At 42.8% G+C, this 16,394-nt stretch carries 16 protein-coding genes; 5 read left to right on the forward strand and 11 right to left on the reverse strand.

Features of this window, described 5'->3' with window-relative positions:
- Window positions 1-76: 76 nt before the first annotated feature.
- Window positions 77-334, reverse strand: coding sequence for a helix-turn-helix domain-containing protein (locus DBT49_RS07390; protein WP_013669101.1), 258 nt, complete (start codon window positions 332-334; stop codon window positions 77-79).
- A gap of 260 nt (window positions 335-594) precedes the next feature.
- Window positions 595-942, reverse strand: a complete 348-nt coding sequence (locus tag DBT49_RS07395; RefSeq protein WP_060778629.1) for a helix-turn-helix transcriptional regulator — start codon at window positions 940-942, stop codon at window positions 595-597.
- 244 nt (window positions 943-1,186) lie between these two features.
- Here DBT49_RS07395 and DBT49_RS07400 point away from each other — a divergent pair, with 244 nt between their 5' ends.
- The 3 genes from DBT49_RS07400 (at window position 1,187) to DBT49_RS07410 (ending at window position 4,674) form a co-directional block, all read left to right on the forward strand.
- Window positions 1,187-2,458 carry a uracil-xanthine permease family protein gene (locus DBT49_RS07400; RefSeq protein ID WP_371653029.1) on the forward strand — a complete coding sequence of 424 codons (1,272 nt, stop codon included), beginning with the start codon at window positions 1,187-1,189 and terminating at the stop codon, window positions 2,456-2,458.
- Between the two features lie 160 nt (window positions 2,459-2,618).
- A complete protein-coding gene (gene galE, locus DBT49_RS07405; RefSeq protein ID WP_064292572.1) occupies window positions 2,619-3,632 on the forward strand; it encodes a UDP-glucose 4-epimerase GalE in 1,014 nt (337 codons plus the stop codon).
- Window positions 3,633-3,798: 166 nt separating this feature from the next.
- Complete coding sequence (locus DBT49_RS07410) at window positions 3,799-4,674, forward strand: LysM peptidoglycan-binding domain-containing protein (RefSeq protein ID WP_070559737.1); 876 nt, start codon at window positions 3,799-3,801, stop codon at window positions 4,672-4,674.
- A gap of 111 nt (window positions 4,675-4,785) precedes the next feature.
- On the opposite strand, the gene DBT49_RS07415 is transcribed toward DBT49_RS07410, so the two are convergent.
- The gene (locus tag DBT49_RS07415) at window positions 4,786-5,781 is read right to left on the reverse strand and encodes a D-2-hydroxyacid dehydrogenase (RefSeq protein ID WP_013669562.1); all 996 of its coding nucleotides are present in this window, start codon (window positions 5,779-5,781) and stop codon (window positions 4,786-4,788) included.
- A gap of 250 nt (window positions 5,782-6,031) precedes the next feature.
- On the opposite strand from DBT49_RS07415, the gene DBT49_RS07420 reads away from it, so the two are divergent.
- Window positions 6,032-6,565 (forward strand): LOG family protein, encoded by a 534-nt coding sequence (locus DBT49_RS07420; RefSeq protein WP_070559735.1) that lies wholly within the window; start codon window positions 6,032-6,034, stop codon window positions 6,563-6,565.
- A gap of 69 nt (window positions 6,566-6,634) precedes the next feature.
- Here the strand turns inward: DBT49_RS07420 and DBT49_RS07425 are convergent, their stop codons facing one another.
- From DBT49_RS07425 to DBT49_RS07450, 6 genes are all read right to left on the reverse strand, one after another.
- Window positions 6,635-7,663 carry a lipoate--protein ligase gene (locus DBT49_RS07425; RefSeq protein WP_111872414.1) on the reverse strand — a complete coding sequence of 343 codons (1,029 nt, stop codon included), beginning with the start codon at window positions 7,661-7,663 and terminating at the stop codon, window positions 6,635-6,637.
- Between the two features lie 18 nt (window positions 7,664-7,681).
- Window positions 7,682-8,554 (reverse strand): SIR2 family NAD-dependent protein deacylase, encoded by an 873-nt coding sequence (locus DBT49_RS07430; protein ID WP_070559732.1) that lies wholly within the window; start codon window positions 8,552-8,554, stop codon window positions 7,682-7,684.
- On the reverse strand, window positions 8,555-9,367 hold the full coding sequence (locus DBT49_RS07435; RefSeq protein WP_083300492.1) for a protein-ADP-ribose hydrolase: 813 nt from the start codon (window positions 9,365-9,367) through the stop codon (window positions 8,555-8,557).
- A 71-nt stretch (window positions 9,368-9,438) separates the two neighbouring features.
- Window positions 9,439-9,771, reverse strand: coding sequence for a glycine cleavage system protein H (locus DBT49_RS07440; protein WP_060778637.1), 333 nt, complete (start codon window positions 9,769-9,771; stop codon window positions 9,439-9,441).
- Between the two features lie 247 nt (window positions 9,772-10,018).
- Window positions 10,019-11,296 carry a mechanosensitive ion channel gene (locus DBT49_RS07445; protein ID WP_111872415.1) on the reverse strand — a complete coding sequence of 426 codons (1,278 nt, stop codon included), beginning with the start codon at window positions 11,294-11,296 and terminating at the stop codon, window positions 10,019-10,021.
- 174 nt (window positions 11,297-11,470) lie between these two features.
- Entirely contained in the window at window positions 11,471-12,472 is a 1,002-nt protein-coding gene (locus DBT49_RS07450; protein WP_070559728.1) for an LLM class flavin-dependent oxidoreductase, read from the reverse strand.
- A gap of 165 nt (window positions 12,473-12,637) precedes the next feature.
- Here DBT49_RS07450 and DBT49_RS07455 point away from each other — a divergent pair, with 165 nt between their 5' ends.
- Window positions 12,638-13,849 (forward strand): NADH-dependent flavin oxidoreductase, encoded by a 1,212-nt coding sequence (locus DBT49_RS07455; RefSeq protein WP_371653027.1) that lies wholly within the window; start codon window positions 12,638-12,640, stop codon window positions 13,847-13,849.
- 61 nt (window positions 13,850-13,910) lie between these two features.
- Here the strand turns inward: DBT49_RS07455 and DBT49_RS07460 are convergent, their stop codons facing one another.
- Together DBT49_RS07460 and DBT49_RS07465 are read right to left on the reverse strand one after the other, a co-directional pair.
- Window positions 13,911-15,167 carry an amidohydrolase family protein gene (locus DBT49_RS07460; protein WP_070559724.1) on the reverse strand — a complete coding sequence of 419 codons (1,257 nt, stop codon included), beginning with the start codon at window positions 15,165-15,167 and terminating at the stop codon, window positions 13,911-13,913.
- A 105-nt stretch (window positions 15,168-15,272) separates the two neighbouring features.
- Window positions 15,273-16,274, reverse strand: coding sequence for a YhdH/YhfP family quinone oxidoreductase (locus tag DBT49_RS07465; RefSeq protein WP_070559722.1), 1,002 nt, complete (start codon window positions 16,272-16,274; stop codon window positions 15,273-15,275).
- Window positions 16,275-16,394 lie beyond the last annotated feature (120 nt).

The raw sequence follows: 16,394 nt of genomic DNA on the forward strand, positions 1-16,394 counted from the left end.
AATCCCTAGATTAAATTCTAGTTATTTGTTGTTTCAAGGTCTTACGCACCTAGCTATTCCGTCTTTGATATCAGTTTTAGAAGTGCACATCGACAACGAGATGGCCACCTACAGCATTAACAATTTCTTGTAGGGTACCTAAACTAATATTTTGTTGACGTGATTCAACCCGTGAGATATAACTTTGCTTACGCCCAGAAATATCCGCTAATTGAGCCTGGGATAGCCCCTTTTCTTGACGGATTTTTAGCAACACATCAGAAGCCTTAATACTTGCTTGTTGTCTTGCAATATTTTTTTCATCAAGGGATAGGTCTTCTCTATGCGTATCCATATTCATCCCCTCCTAAATATTTCACACAACTCATCATAATATTTTTAATAAACATATATCCTATATTTATATTATACATAAATCATAAGATAATGCATAGATATAAACTTTGGACGAGCTATCTCAAATATTTATAAATTCTCAGCAAAGTGAACCCATCAAGAAAACATGGGAAAATCGAAAAGCCAACCAATAGATATAAGCGCTTGACATGGACTAAAAAGTTAATTAATCAAAGCACTTGTAGGGTTACAAAAGCACTAGTCTTCTTGGCCTAAGTGACTGAGCAAATAGGTCACTAAGCAGCCTGCTCCAAAACCGAGTAAGAGATGGCTCCAGTTAAAGCGCTTCACTTCTTCATCATCCAAACGCGTTGGAATCACCCGGCCGGTTGCTTCAGAAATATCCTGGATATCCTCATTTAACAATTCTTCCATCGGTTGATCAAAAATCGATGATAGTAATATTAAGTTTTCCACGTTGGGATAGCTTTTATTATTCTCCCAATTAGACACTGTTTGTTGGGTGGTTTTTAGATAACTCGCCAATTGTCCTTGGGAAATATTATTTAACTCACGTTGTTCTTTAATTATTTGACCAATTTTCATCTTGCCACTCCTCAATAATAGACAATAATTCTCATTCTTTATTAGTATACAAGATTATTGGTAGGAGGACAAATGCTTATTCTTATTCATTAACGCTTGATTTTCTTAGCTAAGCCCTTGTCAAGGCTGAAGAATTGGTGTATAATTTCGAAGATTTGGGCTAAATTAGCCGCTTTATTTTAGCTTAGGGAATTTCCCTTGAGGATTTTTGGAAGGAGATACTATGACATCAGCAGAAAATTTAATGAAAATGAATTACGACATTGAGGATCGGCCCCCACGTGGTGAGGGATTGCTCCTAAGTTTCCAACACGTCTTCGCTATGTTCGGTGCAACCATTCTGGTTCCCTTAATCTTAGGTCTACCGGTATCGGTTGCTCTCTTCTGTAGTGGGATTGGTACCTTAATCTACCACTTTGCCACCCAAAATAAGGTGCCTGTTTATCTGGGCTCATCCTTTGCCTTCATTGGCGCTATGGCCCACGCTATCGAGCAGTTAGGTGGCGATATTTCTGCGGCTCAAACTGGGGTCATGCTAGCCGGCGGAATCTATGTCTTAGTGGCTCTTTTGGTTAAAATGTTAGGGAGTAGCTGGATTGACCGCCTCCTGCCTCCAATTGTTATCGGTCCAATGATCATTGTCATCGGTTTGAGTCTATCCTCATCTGCTGTCACCAACGCAGGATTCACTCCGGACGGGACCTGGCAACAAATGTTGACCGCCCTAATCACCTTCCTGATCTGTGCCTTTGTTAATGTTTATGGACGGGGATTTATTCGAGTGATTCCTTTCTTGATTGGTTTAGTTGGGGGTTATATTGTTGCTGCCTGCCTAGGACTAGTCGATATTAGTCCAGTAGCTGACGCCGCTTGGTTTGAAATTCCTGATTTCTATTTACCTTTTAAGACGCCATTCTTTAATAGCTACCAACTTAACTTTGGTCCAGAAGCCATTGCCATTTTACCAGTGGCGGTAGTTACCATTTCTGAACATATTGGTGACCATACCGTTTTAAGTGAAATTTGCGGCCGTCAATTTCTCAAGAATCCTGGTCTCCACCGGACCTTGATGGGTGACGGGATTGCGACCTCGGTTTCTGCCTTCCTAGGTGGACCTGCCAATACCACTTACGGGGAAAATACTGGGGTTATTGGCCTCACCCGAGTGGCTTCGGTTTCCGTTATCCGTAATGCCGCTCTCTTGGCGATCATGCTCAGTTGCTTGGGTAAATTCACCGCCCTCATTTCAACCATTCCAGCAGCTGTCCTCGGTGGCATGTCTATCCTCCTTTATGGGGTCATTGCAAGTAACGGCCTCAAAGTCCTCATTGAAGCCCGGGTAAACTTCAACCAAGTCCGTAACCTGGTTATCGCCAGTGCCATGTTAGTTCTCGGTCTAGGAGGCGCAGTGCTTAAATTAGGTGCCTTTACCCTTTCTGGAACCGCCCTGGCTGCTATGGTAGGGATTATTCTTAACCTACTCCTACCTGAGATTAAAACTTTAAAAACAAAATAGAACGATTAAATAGCTGGGATGGCTCTTCTCAGCTATTTTTTATTCTTAATTTTTCTAGTAATATTTAAAAAAATCTTTGAAAGAAGCCCTCCATTTCAATGGTATAATAAGGCTAATCAGTGAATTTTACCAAGTAATTAAATGAATAAAGGAGAGACTTATGTCCATTTTAGTTACAGGCGGAGCGGGCTATATTGGTTCGCATACCGTTATTGAATTAATCAACTCTGGCTATGAAGTTGTTATTGTCGATGACTTCTCTAATAGTAAGCCAACCGTTCTTGACCGGATCGAAAAAATTGCTGGTAAGCGTCCGACTTTCTACGAAGCAAATATCTTAGATGGAGATGCCTTACGCCAAATCTTTGAAAAAGAATCCATCGATGCTGTCATTCACTATGCAGCCTTTAAAGCGGTCGGTGAATCCGTTGAAAAACCAATTGACTACTATCACAATAATATGGGTGGACTCCTTCAAGTATTAAAAGTGATGAAGGAATTTGATGTGAAGGAATTTGTCTATTCTTCAAGTGCCACGGTCTATGGGATGAATAATGTCTCCCCCCTAACCGAAGACTTACCAACCAGTGCTACCAATCCATACGGCTATAGTAAGGTCATGGGCGAACAAATTTTAAAAGATACCTACAAGGCTTATCCTGACTGGTCTATTATGATCTTACGCTACTTCAACCCTATCGGAGCCCACGAAAGCGGCCTGATTGGTGAAGACCCCCAAGGCGTCCCTAATAACATCATGCCTTATATCACCCAAGTAGCCATTGGTAAGTTAGAAAAATTACATGTTTTTGGTAATGATTACGATACCCATGATGGTACTGGAGTCCGCGATTACCTCCACGTGGTTGACTTGGCTAAGGGCCACGTTGCAGCTATCGACTATGCCAATAAACATCAAGGCCTTGAAATTGTCAACTTAGGCACCGGTCAAGGCTATTCCGTTCTGGACTTAGTCAATACCTTCCAAGAAGTCAACCAAGTTGAGCTTCCTTATGTTATTGACGAACGCCGGGCTGGTGATGTGGCTGAATGTTATGCTGACCCCTCCTACGCTAAAGAATTACTAGGTTGGGAAGCAGAAGAAGATTTAGCTGATATGTGTCGGGACTCCTGGCACTGGCAAGAAACCTGCCCTAACGGTTACGAAGATTAAGAATCAAGAAGAGAGAGTTTGTCACTTTAGACAGACTCTTTTTTTGTTGGCTAATTTTAATAAGAAAGACCCGCTAGTTTTACCGAAAGCTTCTTAGCTAGCTTGCATGTTCACCATAAAATGTTTAAACTAGAGAAAACCTGCTTAAATGAAGAAAGGAAAGCCTATGTCAGATTCACAAGGGCCCAGTTTTTCCTGGCACAAGTTGGTCCAGGAAATCCTAGCCACCCTCAAATCCCTCATTAAGATGCTGGCCCGCCTCGTTTATTATCTCATTGATCACTTGACCCGCATCCTGCTACCGCTCTTTCGAAGAATTGACCGAGTCCTGCCCCAAGGAAATAGCCAAAACAAGGATCAAGGCAGTCCGTTCAAGCGCCAAGTCCAAGAAAAGGTCAATAGCCAACTCCAGCCTAGCTTAAATCCACTTAAAAGCTTTTGGCATAAACTAGCCCTCCCCCTCCAATGGGGAGTGGTCCTTGGACTCTTAGGGCTGGTCTTCTTCCTAGCAAGCCCCAGTTATCAGGGGGCAGCTAGTGATAACCTTTTAGGTCTCAAGGCACAATCCTCACAACTAGCTGGCCAAGACCACTACCAAGCCGATAACTGGGAGATTGACCAAGACGATGTCTCTGTTTATCACGGGCCAGAGGAAAAGGAGCCAGCCGACCAGGCCTTGACCACTAAAGACCAGGACCCAGCTATTCTCGACGAAAAAATCGCCCAGTATGAGTCTAAACGAGCTCGTTACCCAAGAAGGGCAACAAGAATCAAGCGCTCAGAGGAAGAAAAAATGACGGATTCCAAGCTGCCACAAGAGTCCATTGATACTGATAGCTCAAATCCTGGCAGTGAGTATCCCTCCCAGTCTTCTAAGTCAGAAGAGAGCCAGGTTCAAGCTGGCCAAAGTTATCAAGTCCAAGCCGGCGATAGCCTCTACCGCATCGCCCAGGACCACGGCATGACCGTAGACGAGCTCACGGCCTTAAACGGCATGACTCGGCCTGTGCTTATGCCTGGTCAAAGGATTAAAGTCAAATAAGACAGAAGGCTTTCCCTCTCCACTATTTGATAAAGCAAAAAAAGACTAGCCACATAGCTTTAACAGCTAGGGCTAGCCTTTTTATTTTCTCTATATTTTATCTATTAATGATTAGTTAACACGTAATTCAGTATCGCCAGTTTCAATCACTGATTTTGTAGCATTCAAGGCATGGAAGACCATGTTTTGAACGGATTCATCAGTATAGTAGGCAATATGTGGGGTGTAGGATACTGCTGGGTGGTGTAATAAACGTAAGAAGGTTTGGTCAACAATCCCCTTATGTGACCAGTCATGTTTGACATAGTCGAATTCGTTTTCGTAGGTGTCTAACATAGCAGCTTGTAAATGACCTGCATCAAGAGCGTCAAGTAAAGCATCAGTGTCAATTAAAGCCCCACGACCAGCATTGATAATCACAGCGCCTTCCTTACATTGTTTGAGTAAGTCAGCGTTAAATAAATGATAGGTATCATCAGTTGAAGGTAAGTGAAGAGAAATAATGTCGGCTTCTTTCACACATTCTTCTGGTGTGTCACGGTATTCCAATAAGTCCCCTAATTTATCATTTGGATAGAGGTCGTAACCAAGGATCTTGCAGCCGAAGCCTTTGAAAAGACGAGCAGTTGCTTGACCAATACGGCCAGTACCTAAGATAGCAACGGTCTTAGTCCCTAAACGTTGGCCACGGATATAGAGAGATTCTCTGAAATCATGGTGGTTAGAATGATCTCTAACGGTATATAATTTACGGATAGCGTTTAAGGCTTGTGCTAGAGTGTATTCAGCAATGGATTCTGGTGAATAAGCTGGCACATTAGAAATGATCACGTCATTTTCAGCAGCTAATTCAAGGTTGTAAGGGTCGAAACCAGCCATACGTTGAGCAATGTTCTTAATACCAAAGCTCTTTAAAACTGGGTAAACGCTGTCTTCTAGAGGAGTATATTGGTAGGTAGATACCCCATCGTAGCCTTCACAACGGTCAACAGTTGCTTCAGAAAGAATATCTGCGTCAAGGGTTAATTCAACATTGTTGTCTTCGCCCCATTTTTTAGCGAGATCTTCTTCTTGTTCGCTGACACCATACATATAAATCTTAGTCATCACTTTCATCCTTTCATAAGTGTGAACCTTCACATTATTAATCTATTTCTCATAGATTACTTATTCACATGGATAATTTTAAAAGAGGCAAAAGCCTTTGTCAAGCGATTTTTAGCGGTTCTTTTTAAATGATTTAAATAAAATATACAATTGTGAATTAATTAGACAATTCACACTTTTTTACATTAGGCCTGGCTTTAGTTATACTGGTTAAAGCACTTATTCTCATCGATAAAAAAGGAGATTAATCATGAAAATTACGGTTTACTGTGGGTCCAATTTAGGAATCAATGAACGCTATGAACACCTGATCTGGCAATTAGGCGAATGGATTGGCCAGAACAATCACCAGTTGGTCTATGGCGGTGGTCGGACTGGTTTAATGGGGACCATTGCCACTGCTGCCAGCCAGAGCGGAAGCCAAGTCATTGGAATTATTCCCCTAGTCCTAGTAGAGGCCGAAGTCGCCAATTACGATATCCATCACTTAGAGGTCGTTGATACCATGAATCAACGCAAAGAAAAACTGATGGAATTAGCCGACGCCATGATTGTCTTTCCCGGGGGCTTAGGAACCATGGAAGAACTCTTCGACAGTTTGGTCTGGAAACGCCTGGCTAAGAAGCAGACCCCCATCATCATTTACAATGTGGACCACTTCTATGACGTCCTCCACTCTCTCCTCAAGACCATGGTCTCCGAAGCCTTCATGCCCCAAGAAGAATTAGACCAAATCCACTTTGTTTCTTCCCTAGCTGAAATCGAGACCATTCTCAACCACTAAAAAAAGCGATTTTCTCACTTTTGCTTATCAATCATTTGATAAAGCTTTGAGAAAATCGCTTTTAATTTATTAAGAGAGAATAAGGTCGACGAGTAGTTCAGGCGTCATGTGACTGATATAGTCCTCGAGTTGGACCTCTTCCAGTGCCTTTAATAGGTCGTCTCGACGCATCTTCACACCAATTAATTGCTTTTCTAATTCAGCAATATCGACTTGGCCAAAGAAGTCGCCCCAGATCTTGCATTGGCTAATCTTGCCGTCCTCAACCTCAATAGAAATTTCTACCGTTCCTACTTGGTCGAAGTGGTCATCAAGGTTGTAGGTGTATTGCGGAGCCTTGCCATAGTTCCAATCCCAATTCTTATATTTTTCCTTGACTAATTGGTCAATCCCTTGCCAATCTTCCTCGGTTAATTCATATTGCTTAATTTGTCCGAAGTCTTCTACACCAAAGAGTCGGCAAACTAAGGCTTCAAAGAGCTCATCCATAGACATATCGCGGAATTCTGGGGCCAGGGCTGGGCGAATTGGTGCTACCCGACTCTTGACCGACTTAATCCCCTTAGAAATAATTTTCTTTTGGTTAGGGTTTAAGGCCTTCACCATGGCTTCAGCATCAATATCAAAGAGAAGGGAGAAACCACCATAGACCCGGTCACCAACTAAGGTCATGGCAGCGCCAGACACCTTCTTATCACCTAGGTACATGTCATTACGACCCTTGGTGTGTAAACCTTCGACCCCCATGTCCTCTAGGGCCTTGATACCTGGTTGGTACATTTTTTCAAAATTACCAAATAAATCATTGGATTTATGGTCAGCTAAGAAGCAGACATTGATGGCGCCACGGTCACAGTAAACTGCTCCACCACCAGTATCGCGGCGGACCACTTGAATATTTTCTTGGTCGATATAGTCTTGGTTGACCTCTGCCCGGGCATTTTGGTACTTACCAATTTCTACTTTAGGGTCACACATATAAGGAAAGAGAATGTCCTCATCCAAGAAAATATGACTTTGGGCATAGACTTGAGCCGCCAAGGCCAAGGCCCCATCATAAATCCGTTGACCATCACGTTTTAAATCAATTAAATACATTTTCTATCACTTATCCTTTTAAAGTCCACATAATGTTTGTTGAATATCGTCAGTCAAGCGCAAGCTTTGGTCTTTAATGGATGGTGGAATATGGTAAGGCTTTTGGTTCATCATCACATAAAGGGCTTTGGGATTTTCCTTGGTCCAAGCTTGGAAGGGTTGGCGAATAAATTGTGGAGTGGTATTTCCCACACCAATTTCTAAATAAAGTATCTTGTCGTATTGATTTTTCTTAACAAAGTCTTCATAAGCTGCTTGGTGAAGCTGCCAGTCCTTATCCTCTACCATGCCATTTTCTGCTGTCCGTTTATTTAACTCCAAAGGGGCGCCACAATTTGGGCAATAAGGAACAAGTTCACTAGGAATCCGCATATTTTCTTGTTCCTTAGCCATGCGGTAGAGCAAGGCGTCATCGCGGTAGGTCACTGGCTGGCAATGCTTTTTACACTGCATGAGAACATACTTCCCTTGGTAGTAGTGCACCTTATCCATATCATAGCCAGCCTTAGGAAAGGCGTTATCAGCATTGGTGGTAATAATAAAGTAATTTTTGCCTTGAAGGTATTGATTAAAATGTTGGTAGGCCTTACCAGGTTTTTGTTCAATCCCATTCATAATGGCAAAGCGACTGGCAAAAGCCCAATATTCTTCCAAACTGGGGTAATCGTAAAGTGATGCTTGCAGCATATCAAACAAATTAAACTTTTCAATAAAGTCAGGAAAGGCCTGTTCAAAACGCTCACCCACATAGGTAAAGCCGTCAGCAGCTGACATACCAGCACCGATCCCCACCAGGATGGCCTGGGCTTCTTCCATTAACCCCCGCAGAAGGTCTGATTCATTACTATAATTTTGGCTTAATGCTTGCCAAATGGTTTCTTTATCACTCATCTACTCTTCCCCTTCTAGTCTGTCAATTAAGTCCTGATATAAATGAAGGTCTTGGTCCAAATAAACATTGAATATAACTTGTAAGGACGACCCGCTTTCTTTTAAATAGTCTCTCACTGTATTGAAAGCAATTTGAGCAGCGAGATCATTAGGAAAGTGGAACTCACCCGTAGAAATACATGGGAAGGCTAAGCTCGTCAATCCCAGTCGATCAGCCTTTTTTAAACAAGAAAGATAGGACTGCTTGAGGAGGTTTTGACGGATGGGACTGACCCGGTCAGATTCAATTCTGGGGCCCACGGTATGGAGGATATACTTAGCCGGCAAGTGGTAAGCCGATGTTGTCTTGACCTTGCCAACCGGCTCATTGTGGCCCTGGTCTTCCATGATATCGTTCAATGCTAGCCGCAAACGGACACCGGCGCGGGTTTGGATGGTATTATCAATGCACTTATGGTTAGGGATAAAACACCCTAATAGAAAGGAATTCGCTGCATTGACAATCCCATCAACTGCTAAGCGGCAGATATCCCCTTGCCAGAGATAAATCCGGTCTAAGGCTGGTACTAATTGGTCCAGACTAACGGTCCCTTCCTGGTCACGCCAACGCTTTAAATACTCATCTTCTAAGTCCAGATAATCCTCTTGAATGGGCCAGGCGGGGCGGGTATTAATCAGAGCCCGCCACTTGTCATGCATGGAATAATCCCCATAGTCAGGTCTATCTTCAACCTTCCTTCTGAGATAATATTTATTACTTCGCTCGGCTTCTAGGTAATCAATCATTTGCCTTAGCAATTCTTTTGCTGTCAAGATACTCCCCCCAATAAAAAAATCCTATGCTAAAAGGACGAGCTTCTAGCACAGAATCATTCAATATCACCCTAAGCTTCTTCTAAAGCGTCAAATTCAGCTGGGTCGACATCTTTTAAGCGAACAATCCAGTTTTCTTCGCTTTTAGCAGAATTCAATAAGGAAGGTTGGTCAACCACTTCAGTATGGCGTTCAACCACGGTTCCCTTGAGAGGGGATTGAATTTCCATCACGGTTTTTGATGCTTCAATATTTAACAAGGCGGCATCTTTTTCGACTTGGTCTTCTTGGGCAAATTCCGCATAACCCACCGTACCGATATCATCTTGTAGTTCAGGAGTCATGGATACCGTATAAAGATCGCCATTTTGTTCTACAAATAAGTAATTTCCACGTTTTGTCATTCTTCATTCTCCTTTTTATTTAAATTTATCGTTAGAGCAAATCACTTGCCCAACTTATCCTTAACTATTCTAGCACAGAAGTGAGGGAGACCCAAAAATTTAAATCTCTTTTAAGTGATTAGATAAATACTAATTTTCTTTGTAGAGAACATCGTTTTTATTAAGTGAAAAAGTTAAACTCCCCTTTCAAGGACAGAAAAAAAGACTGTGACAAAAGCCACAGTCTCACTTTATTTATCGCTTATTTTTAGAATTGAGAGTGGTCACCATCTTGGTCCTTCTTGTCTTCTTCACCCTCATGTAATTTACGATCAAGGTGTTCTAATTGCTTCTTAGCAAAGTCACGTCCACCTAAACCAAAGGCTAAGGCAAAGGCAACTGCTGCTCCACCAACAATGAACATGAAACCAGTATTAACAATGGTTTGAGCAAATTGTAATTGGTCAAGAGCCATGAAGATAGCCAGAGCAATTAAACCATATTGAACAATATTAGCTAATATATTGGATCCGGTTGATTCTTTGAGGAATTGGGATAAGAGATTTCCACCAACAACTCCTAAGATCAGAATGATCACAGCGGATAATACTAATGGTAGGTAAGCAATAATTGCAGCACCAATAGTATTTAAGACTTCTAATTGAAGGACATTTAGAGCTTCAACAAAGAAGAAGATTACAATAACTGCTTTAACGATGTTGGCAACAATCGCTGATAATTTCACATTGACATCGCCACTAGCATTGAGATACTTGGTATATTTATTGATATTAGCTGCTTCCAGTAAGTTTTCGATCAAGTCGCCAACTAACTTAGAAACTAGGCCACCCACAGCAATTAAGATCGCTGCTACCAAGATATTTGGAATAGCCGCTAACATCATATTTAAGACATTAATAATTGGACGGCTAATCGATTCAATACCTAAAACTTCTAAAGCAGCGGTTAATAGTGGGATGAAGAGTAAAACATAAACAATGGTTGCGCCAACTTTGGCTAATTTATTACCACTTGGTGCAGCATCCACTTGGTCTTTAACCGTTTCACCAACAGCACCTTCCGATTTGTTAACCAGCTTATTCATCCAGCCATCGATGTCAACCTTTTCGAGCAGGCCTTGTACCAAGTCGCGAACAAATCCGCAGAGGTAGAAAGCCAACACCAAGATAAGGCCAGAACCAATAATATTTGGAATGAAAGCAAAGAACTTATCGAACATATTGGTGATTGGTTCGAGAACGCCACCGATATTTAACCCATTTAAGATCGCCGGTAAGAAGAATACAAAAACCAAGTAATAACCGACACTGGCTACTGTTTTAATAACACCCTTGGCATCTGATTCATTCTTGGCCACTCCCCATTTTTGGAAAGTGCGGTCAGCGTGAATGGTACGCAGGCCTTTGACAATCAATTTACGTACAATTACCGCAATAATCCAGGCAATAAGGATTAAGAGAATAGTCCCTAGGATATTAGGAACTGCTGCGATAATTGGATCTAATAAAGTATGTAAGAAATCCATTATAATCTCCTCCTAATACAAAATATTACTATTTTTATTACCTTAATTATATCAACCTTTAATAATATTTTAAAATAATATGAACTTTCCCTTTAAACTTTAGACAAAGCGACAAATATTTTGTACTTAATAAAGATGTTTTACGATTATAAGAAAGTATTTTTGTTCCTAGTCCTACTTGTTCTCCAAATAGTGAGCCAGAAGTTCAAGTGTTTGCATTCGCTTGTCAATTCCTGGAACCAGGGGCATAATCAGAGCTTCGTCAGCATCTAAGTAATTGATCCAGTCCTTCAGCTGACTGGCTACTTGACTGGCCTTACCATGGAGCATCCGAGTGCGGTTGCTCTTAATTTTTTCTGCCATCTGACTGGTGATTTCAGTTGCTTTGGCCGTTTTGATGGACGGCATCCGTTGGTAGTAAGAAAACTGATCTTGACCTAAAAGCCATAAATCTAGCGACCGGGTCAAGTCTTCCGCCTCTTCTTCTTGGTCAGCAGTCGCTACAAAGGCTGAAAACATGGCCTTAGGTTCCTGTAATAATTGTGAGGCTTTAAAGTGCTTGCGGTAAGTGGCAATGGCTTGGCGTCCCACTTCAAGAGCATCTTCTCTGGCATAGGGGAAGATGCCATAGACATAGGCACAGCCTGCTTCAGCGGCCCACTTGGCCCGGCGAACACTAGTGGATAAGAGCCACATTGCCGGTAAGTCTTCCACTTGAGGATTGGCTAGAATCTTCGTTTGCTCATCCTCGCTTTGGGTGAGATAGTTATAGACTTGTCTTAAGTCTGCTTCGTAAGAAGGTATCTTGTCACTAGCCCGTTCCAGTGCCTTCCTGACGATTGGTGTCCCCATGTTATTGCCCACTCCTAAGTCAATCCGCCCTGGGAAATAAGCTTCCATCACCTTAAAGTTTTCCACCACCTTGTAGGGGCTGTAATGGGGCAACATAATGCCTCCCGACCCAATCCGAATATGTTGGGTATGGTTAAGCAACTGCATCATAATGACTTCAGGACTAGAACTGGCAAAGGCAGGAACATTATGGTGTTCAGCCATCCAAAAGCGCTGGTAACCCAAGGCTTCCGCCTTTTGAGCTAACTGAATCGTATGGGCTAAGGCCTGGCTGGCTTTTTCGCCTTCATCAATCACTGCATAATCTAAAACACTTACTTTCACCCGATAGACCTCCTTTATTTCATTCACTTATAGTATAACACGGCATGGCTAAGAACATTCACTGGACCCTAGAGAAGATTCACACTTAGCTTGACTTGGCATTTTAAGCTAAAAGCCATAGAATATAATTAATAAAATCATTAGGAGGTTATTATGAAGCAAGCAATGAACCCTAAATACCAAGCCTTATTCCAGCCACTGACCTTGCCCAATGGGATTGAATTGGCTAACCGCTTTTCTTTGAACCCCTTGACGACTAACTCGTCGACTCGAGAAGGCTTTGTAACCGATGAAGACATCAATTACGCCAAAAGACGTAGCCAGTCTGCTCCCTTACAGGTCACCACGGCAGCCTATATTGAAGACTATGCCCAATTGTTTGAATTTGGCCCCAGTGTCCGCGATGACCGTTTTATTGAGGGACTCAGTCAACTGGCCAAGGCCATGAAAAGGGACGGGGCTAAGGCCATCCTCCAATTAACCCATGCTGGACGTTTCGCTAAGGCTACCCTAAAAGACTACCATGTGGTTTACGGACCTAGCTACATGCATCTCAAGAGTCCAGTCGAACATGACGTCTTATCCATGAGTCAGCGTAAAATTGACCATGTCATCCAACAATATAAAGAAGCCACCAGACGGGCCATTGAAGCCGGTTTTGATGGGGTAGAAATTTCTAACGCCCAACGGTTATTGCCCCAACAATTCTTCTCTCCCTTCTCTAACCAAAGAGAGGACCATTATGGCCCCCAAAGTCTAGAAAACCGGTCCCGCTTTGGGGTTGAGGCCACCCAAGCCATCCAAGAGGCGATTGATGAATCCGGGGCAAAGAACTTTATCTTGGGCTTTCGTGGCACCCCAGAAGAAACCCGAGGCAATAAAGTTGGCTATAGCGTTGATGAATTTAATGACTATTTTGACCGTCTCCTAGATGTTGCCGACATCCAATACTATGCCATTGCTAGCTGGGGCCACGACATCTACCTAGAAAAAGTTCGTAGCGACAAGCATAAAGGCGAGTATGTCAACCAAGTGGTTAAAGATCATGTCAATGGCCGGGTACCTGTCATTGCTACTGGAGGAATTAATTCGCCTGATAAGGCCTTAGCTGCCCTAGAACATGCGGATATGGTGGGGCTATCTTCTGTATTTGTCACTGAACCTGACTTCGTGACTAAATTGGCCCAAGGGCAGGAAGATGCTATCGATATCAGTCTCCACCCTGAAGACTTAGCTGACCTCGCCATCCCCCAAGGAGCCTTTAAGGACTTAGTTGAATTTATGGACTATGGCGGCTCTTTACCTCAAGCAACCCGCCAGGACCTCCGTCAATTAAACCAACAAGATACCACTTCTTACTTTAAGGATTATCAATAAAAGCCAAAGAAAAAGCAGACGCCCAGTTTTAAGAGCGCCTGCTTTTTTAGTCTGATGATCATTAAATGTCTAAGCCAATTTCATATTCACGCGGTTTCTTCTTGAAGAGATATTCGCCGTTGCGAACTGAAGCCAGGCATTCTACCCGGTTACGGACCGCTTCGAATGGACTTGGCGCATCTAGAACGATGAAGTTGGCTGGTTTATCAGCTGCTAGGCCATATTGGTCTTCGATGTGAAGGGTTTTAGCCCCATTATAGGTAATTAAATCCAAGACCCGTTCAAAGTCTTCGTCAGACATGATTTGCGCAGCATGGATCCCATTATCTAAGATATTCATCATATTCCCATTACCTGCTGGGTACCAAGGGTCGACAATAGAATCTTGACCAAAGGAAACATTAATGTCATTGTGGAAGAATTCCGCTACCCGGGTCAAGCCACGACGTTTTGGATAGGAGTCTGACCGACCTTGTAGGTACATATTTTCCGTTGGTTGGGAGGTGAAGTTCATCTTCGATTGTTGGAAGAGTTGCATGAGGCGGAAGAAGTAAGCGTCATCTGCTGAACCTAGTGAACAGGTATGACTAGCCGTGGTTCTTGGACCATAACCTTCTGTTAAGACTAAGGCATTGAGTAACTGAACGAAGCGGGACTCAGGGTCATCGGTTTCGTCACAGTGAACGTCAATCAACTTGTCATATTTCATGGCTAATTCCACAATTTTGTGGATGGATTTTTCACCTAATTCTCGCGACCATTCAAAGTGAGGAATCCCACCTAAAACATCGGCCCCCATTTTTAAGGCTTCTTCCATCAATTCTAGGCCTTGACCATTGCCGTCCTTATAGGCAAAGACCCCTTCTTGAGGGAAGGCAACCACTTGGATCGTGACCTTATCTTTTAATTCATCACGGACTTCCAACATGGCTTCGATATTTTTTAATTCAGGATCGGTACAGTCCGTTTGCGCCCGAATATATTGGGTACCATATGCCATGACGTCGCGGACTGCTTGGTACATACGTTCCTTAGCTTCTTTTTTGCTTTGACCTAATTTAATGTGAGACCAGCGAGCAATCCCTTCGTATAAGGTCCCGGTCGCATTTTCAGAGTTATCGGCTTTGCCGGTGAAATAGTAGTCTAAGTGCAGGTGAGAATCAACATAAGGTGGGATAACTAATTTACCCCCTAAGTCAATGACTTCATCTGCTTCACCTAAATCCTTACCAAAAGCAGTAAATTTACCATCTTCAACCAAGAATTCATTGGCATCTGCTTGCTTATAAATTACTGCATTAGTAAATTTTTTCTTCATAGCATAACCTCCATTAATTTAATCGTTACACTTCCATCCTACTCTATTTTCACGTTTTTTGAAAGTTTATTATCAAAAGCTGGTCAAGGCTGGCTCAGCCATTTCCTAAAAGTTTTGTAGGTCGATAATGGTTCGCCCCATATGCTTACCGGCCTTTAAGGCTTCAACTGTTTCTTCAATTTGGTCTAAGCCCACACTGTCATAAGATAAACGGTCAACCACCTTCCAGTCAGTGGCGAGTTTATTCCATAATTCCTGCCGGTAATTGATATCAAGTTCTGTGCTGTTAATCCCTAGCAAGTTCACCCCCCTAAGGATTAAAGGAAGGACGGTCGTCTCCAACTTACTGCCTCCTGCATTCCCACACAGGGTCATCGATCCCCACTCGCTAATAAAAGTCATGGCCTGAGCAGCAACCTGACCACCGACAGTATCTAAAACAAAGTCAAAGCGGCGCTTATTCAGGGGCTTATCCCCCTCTAAATCTTCTGGCCAGATCACCTGATCAGCTCCTAATCGTTTAACTAATGCCTCTTGGTAATCCTTCCTTATCAAGGCACTAATGTTTTTGAAACCTAACTTATTCAGAATGGCTAGGGCGATACTTCCTACCCCACCACTAGCGCCAGTGACCAGAATTTCAGGCTGCTGGTCAAGGTCCATACCGTGTTTGAGCAGACTATCGACCGAATAAGCAGCGGTTAGTCCAGCTGTCCCATAGATCATGGCTTCTTTTTCACTTAGTCCCTCTGGCAGACTTACCAACCACTCATAGGGCACTTTGAGGTATTGGCTATAACCACCGTTATGGGTCACTCCCGCTGCTGAACACGTATTAATCACTTTTTCTCCTATCTTGGCCTCAGGGTGACTGGTCTCAATGATTTTCCCACTAGCATCGATGCCGGGAATGAGGGGATAGGAACGAATCACGCCGCCCTGGTGCTGGGTAGCTAGCATATCCTTATAATTCATCGATGAATAAGCCAGTTTGACAATCGTATCGCCCTCATCCACCGGCTGGTCTCCCAATTGGTAATCTTCTAAAGCATAAGAGGTTTCATCGCCATCGCTACGCACAACAACAGCTTTAAAAGTCTCCTTCATCTTAATCCCTCCATATTCTTATCAACCACTACAATTTTCTACTTGCAGTATGTCAAGAAGGGGGTTAAAAATCAAGGGAAGCGCTTTCTTTAGAGGGTAAAAAAGAGAGGCAGGAACACA

Source organism: Aerococcus mictus, assembly GCF_003286595.3.
GTDB classification, from domain to species: domain Bacteria; phylum Bacillota; class Bacilli; order Lactobacillales; family Aerococcaceae; genus Aerococcus; species Aerococcus mictus.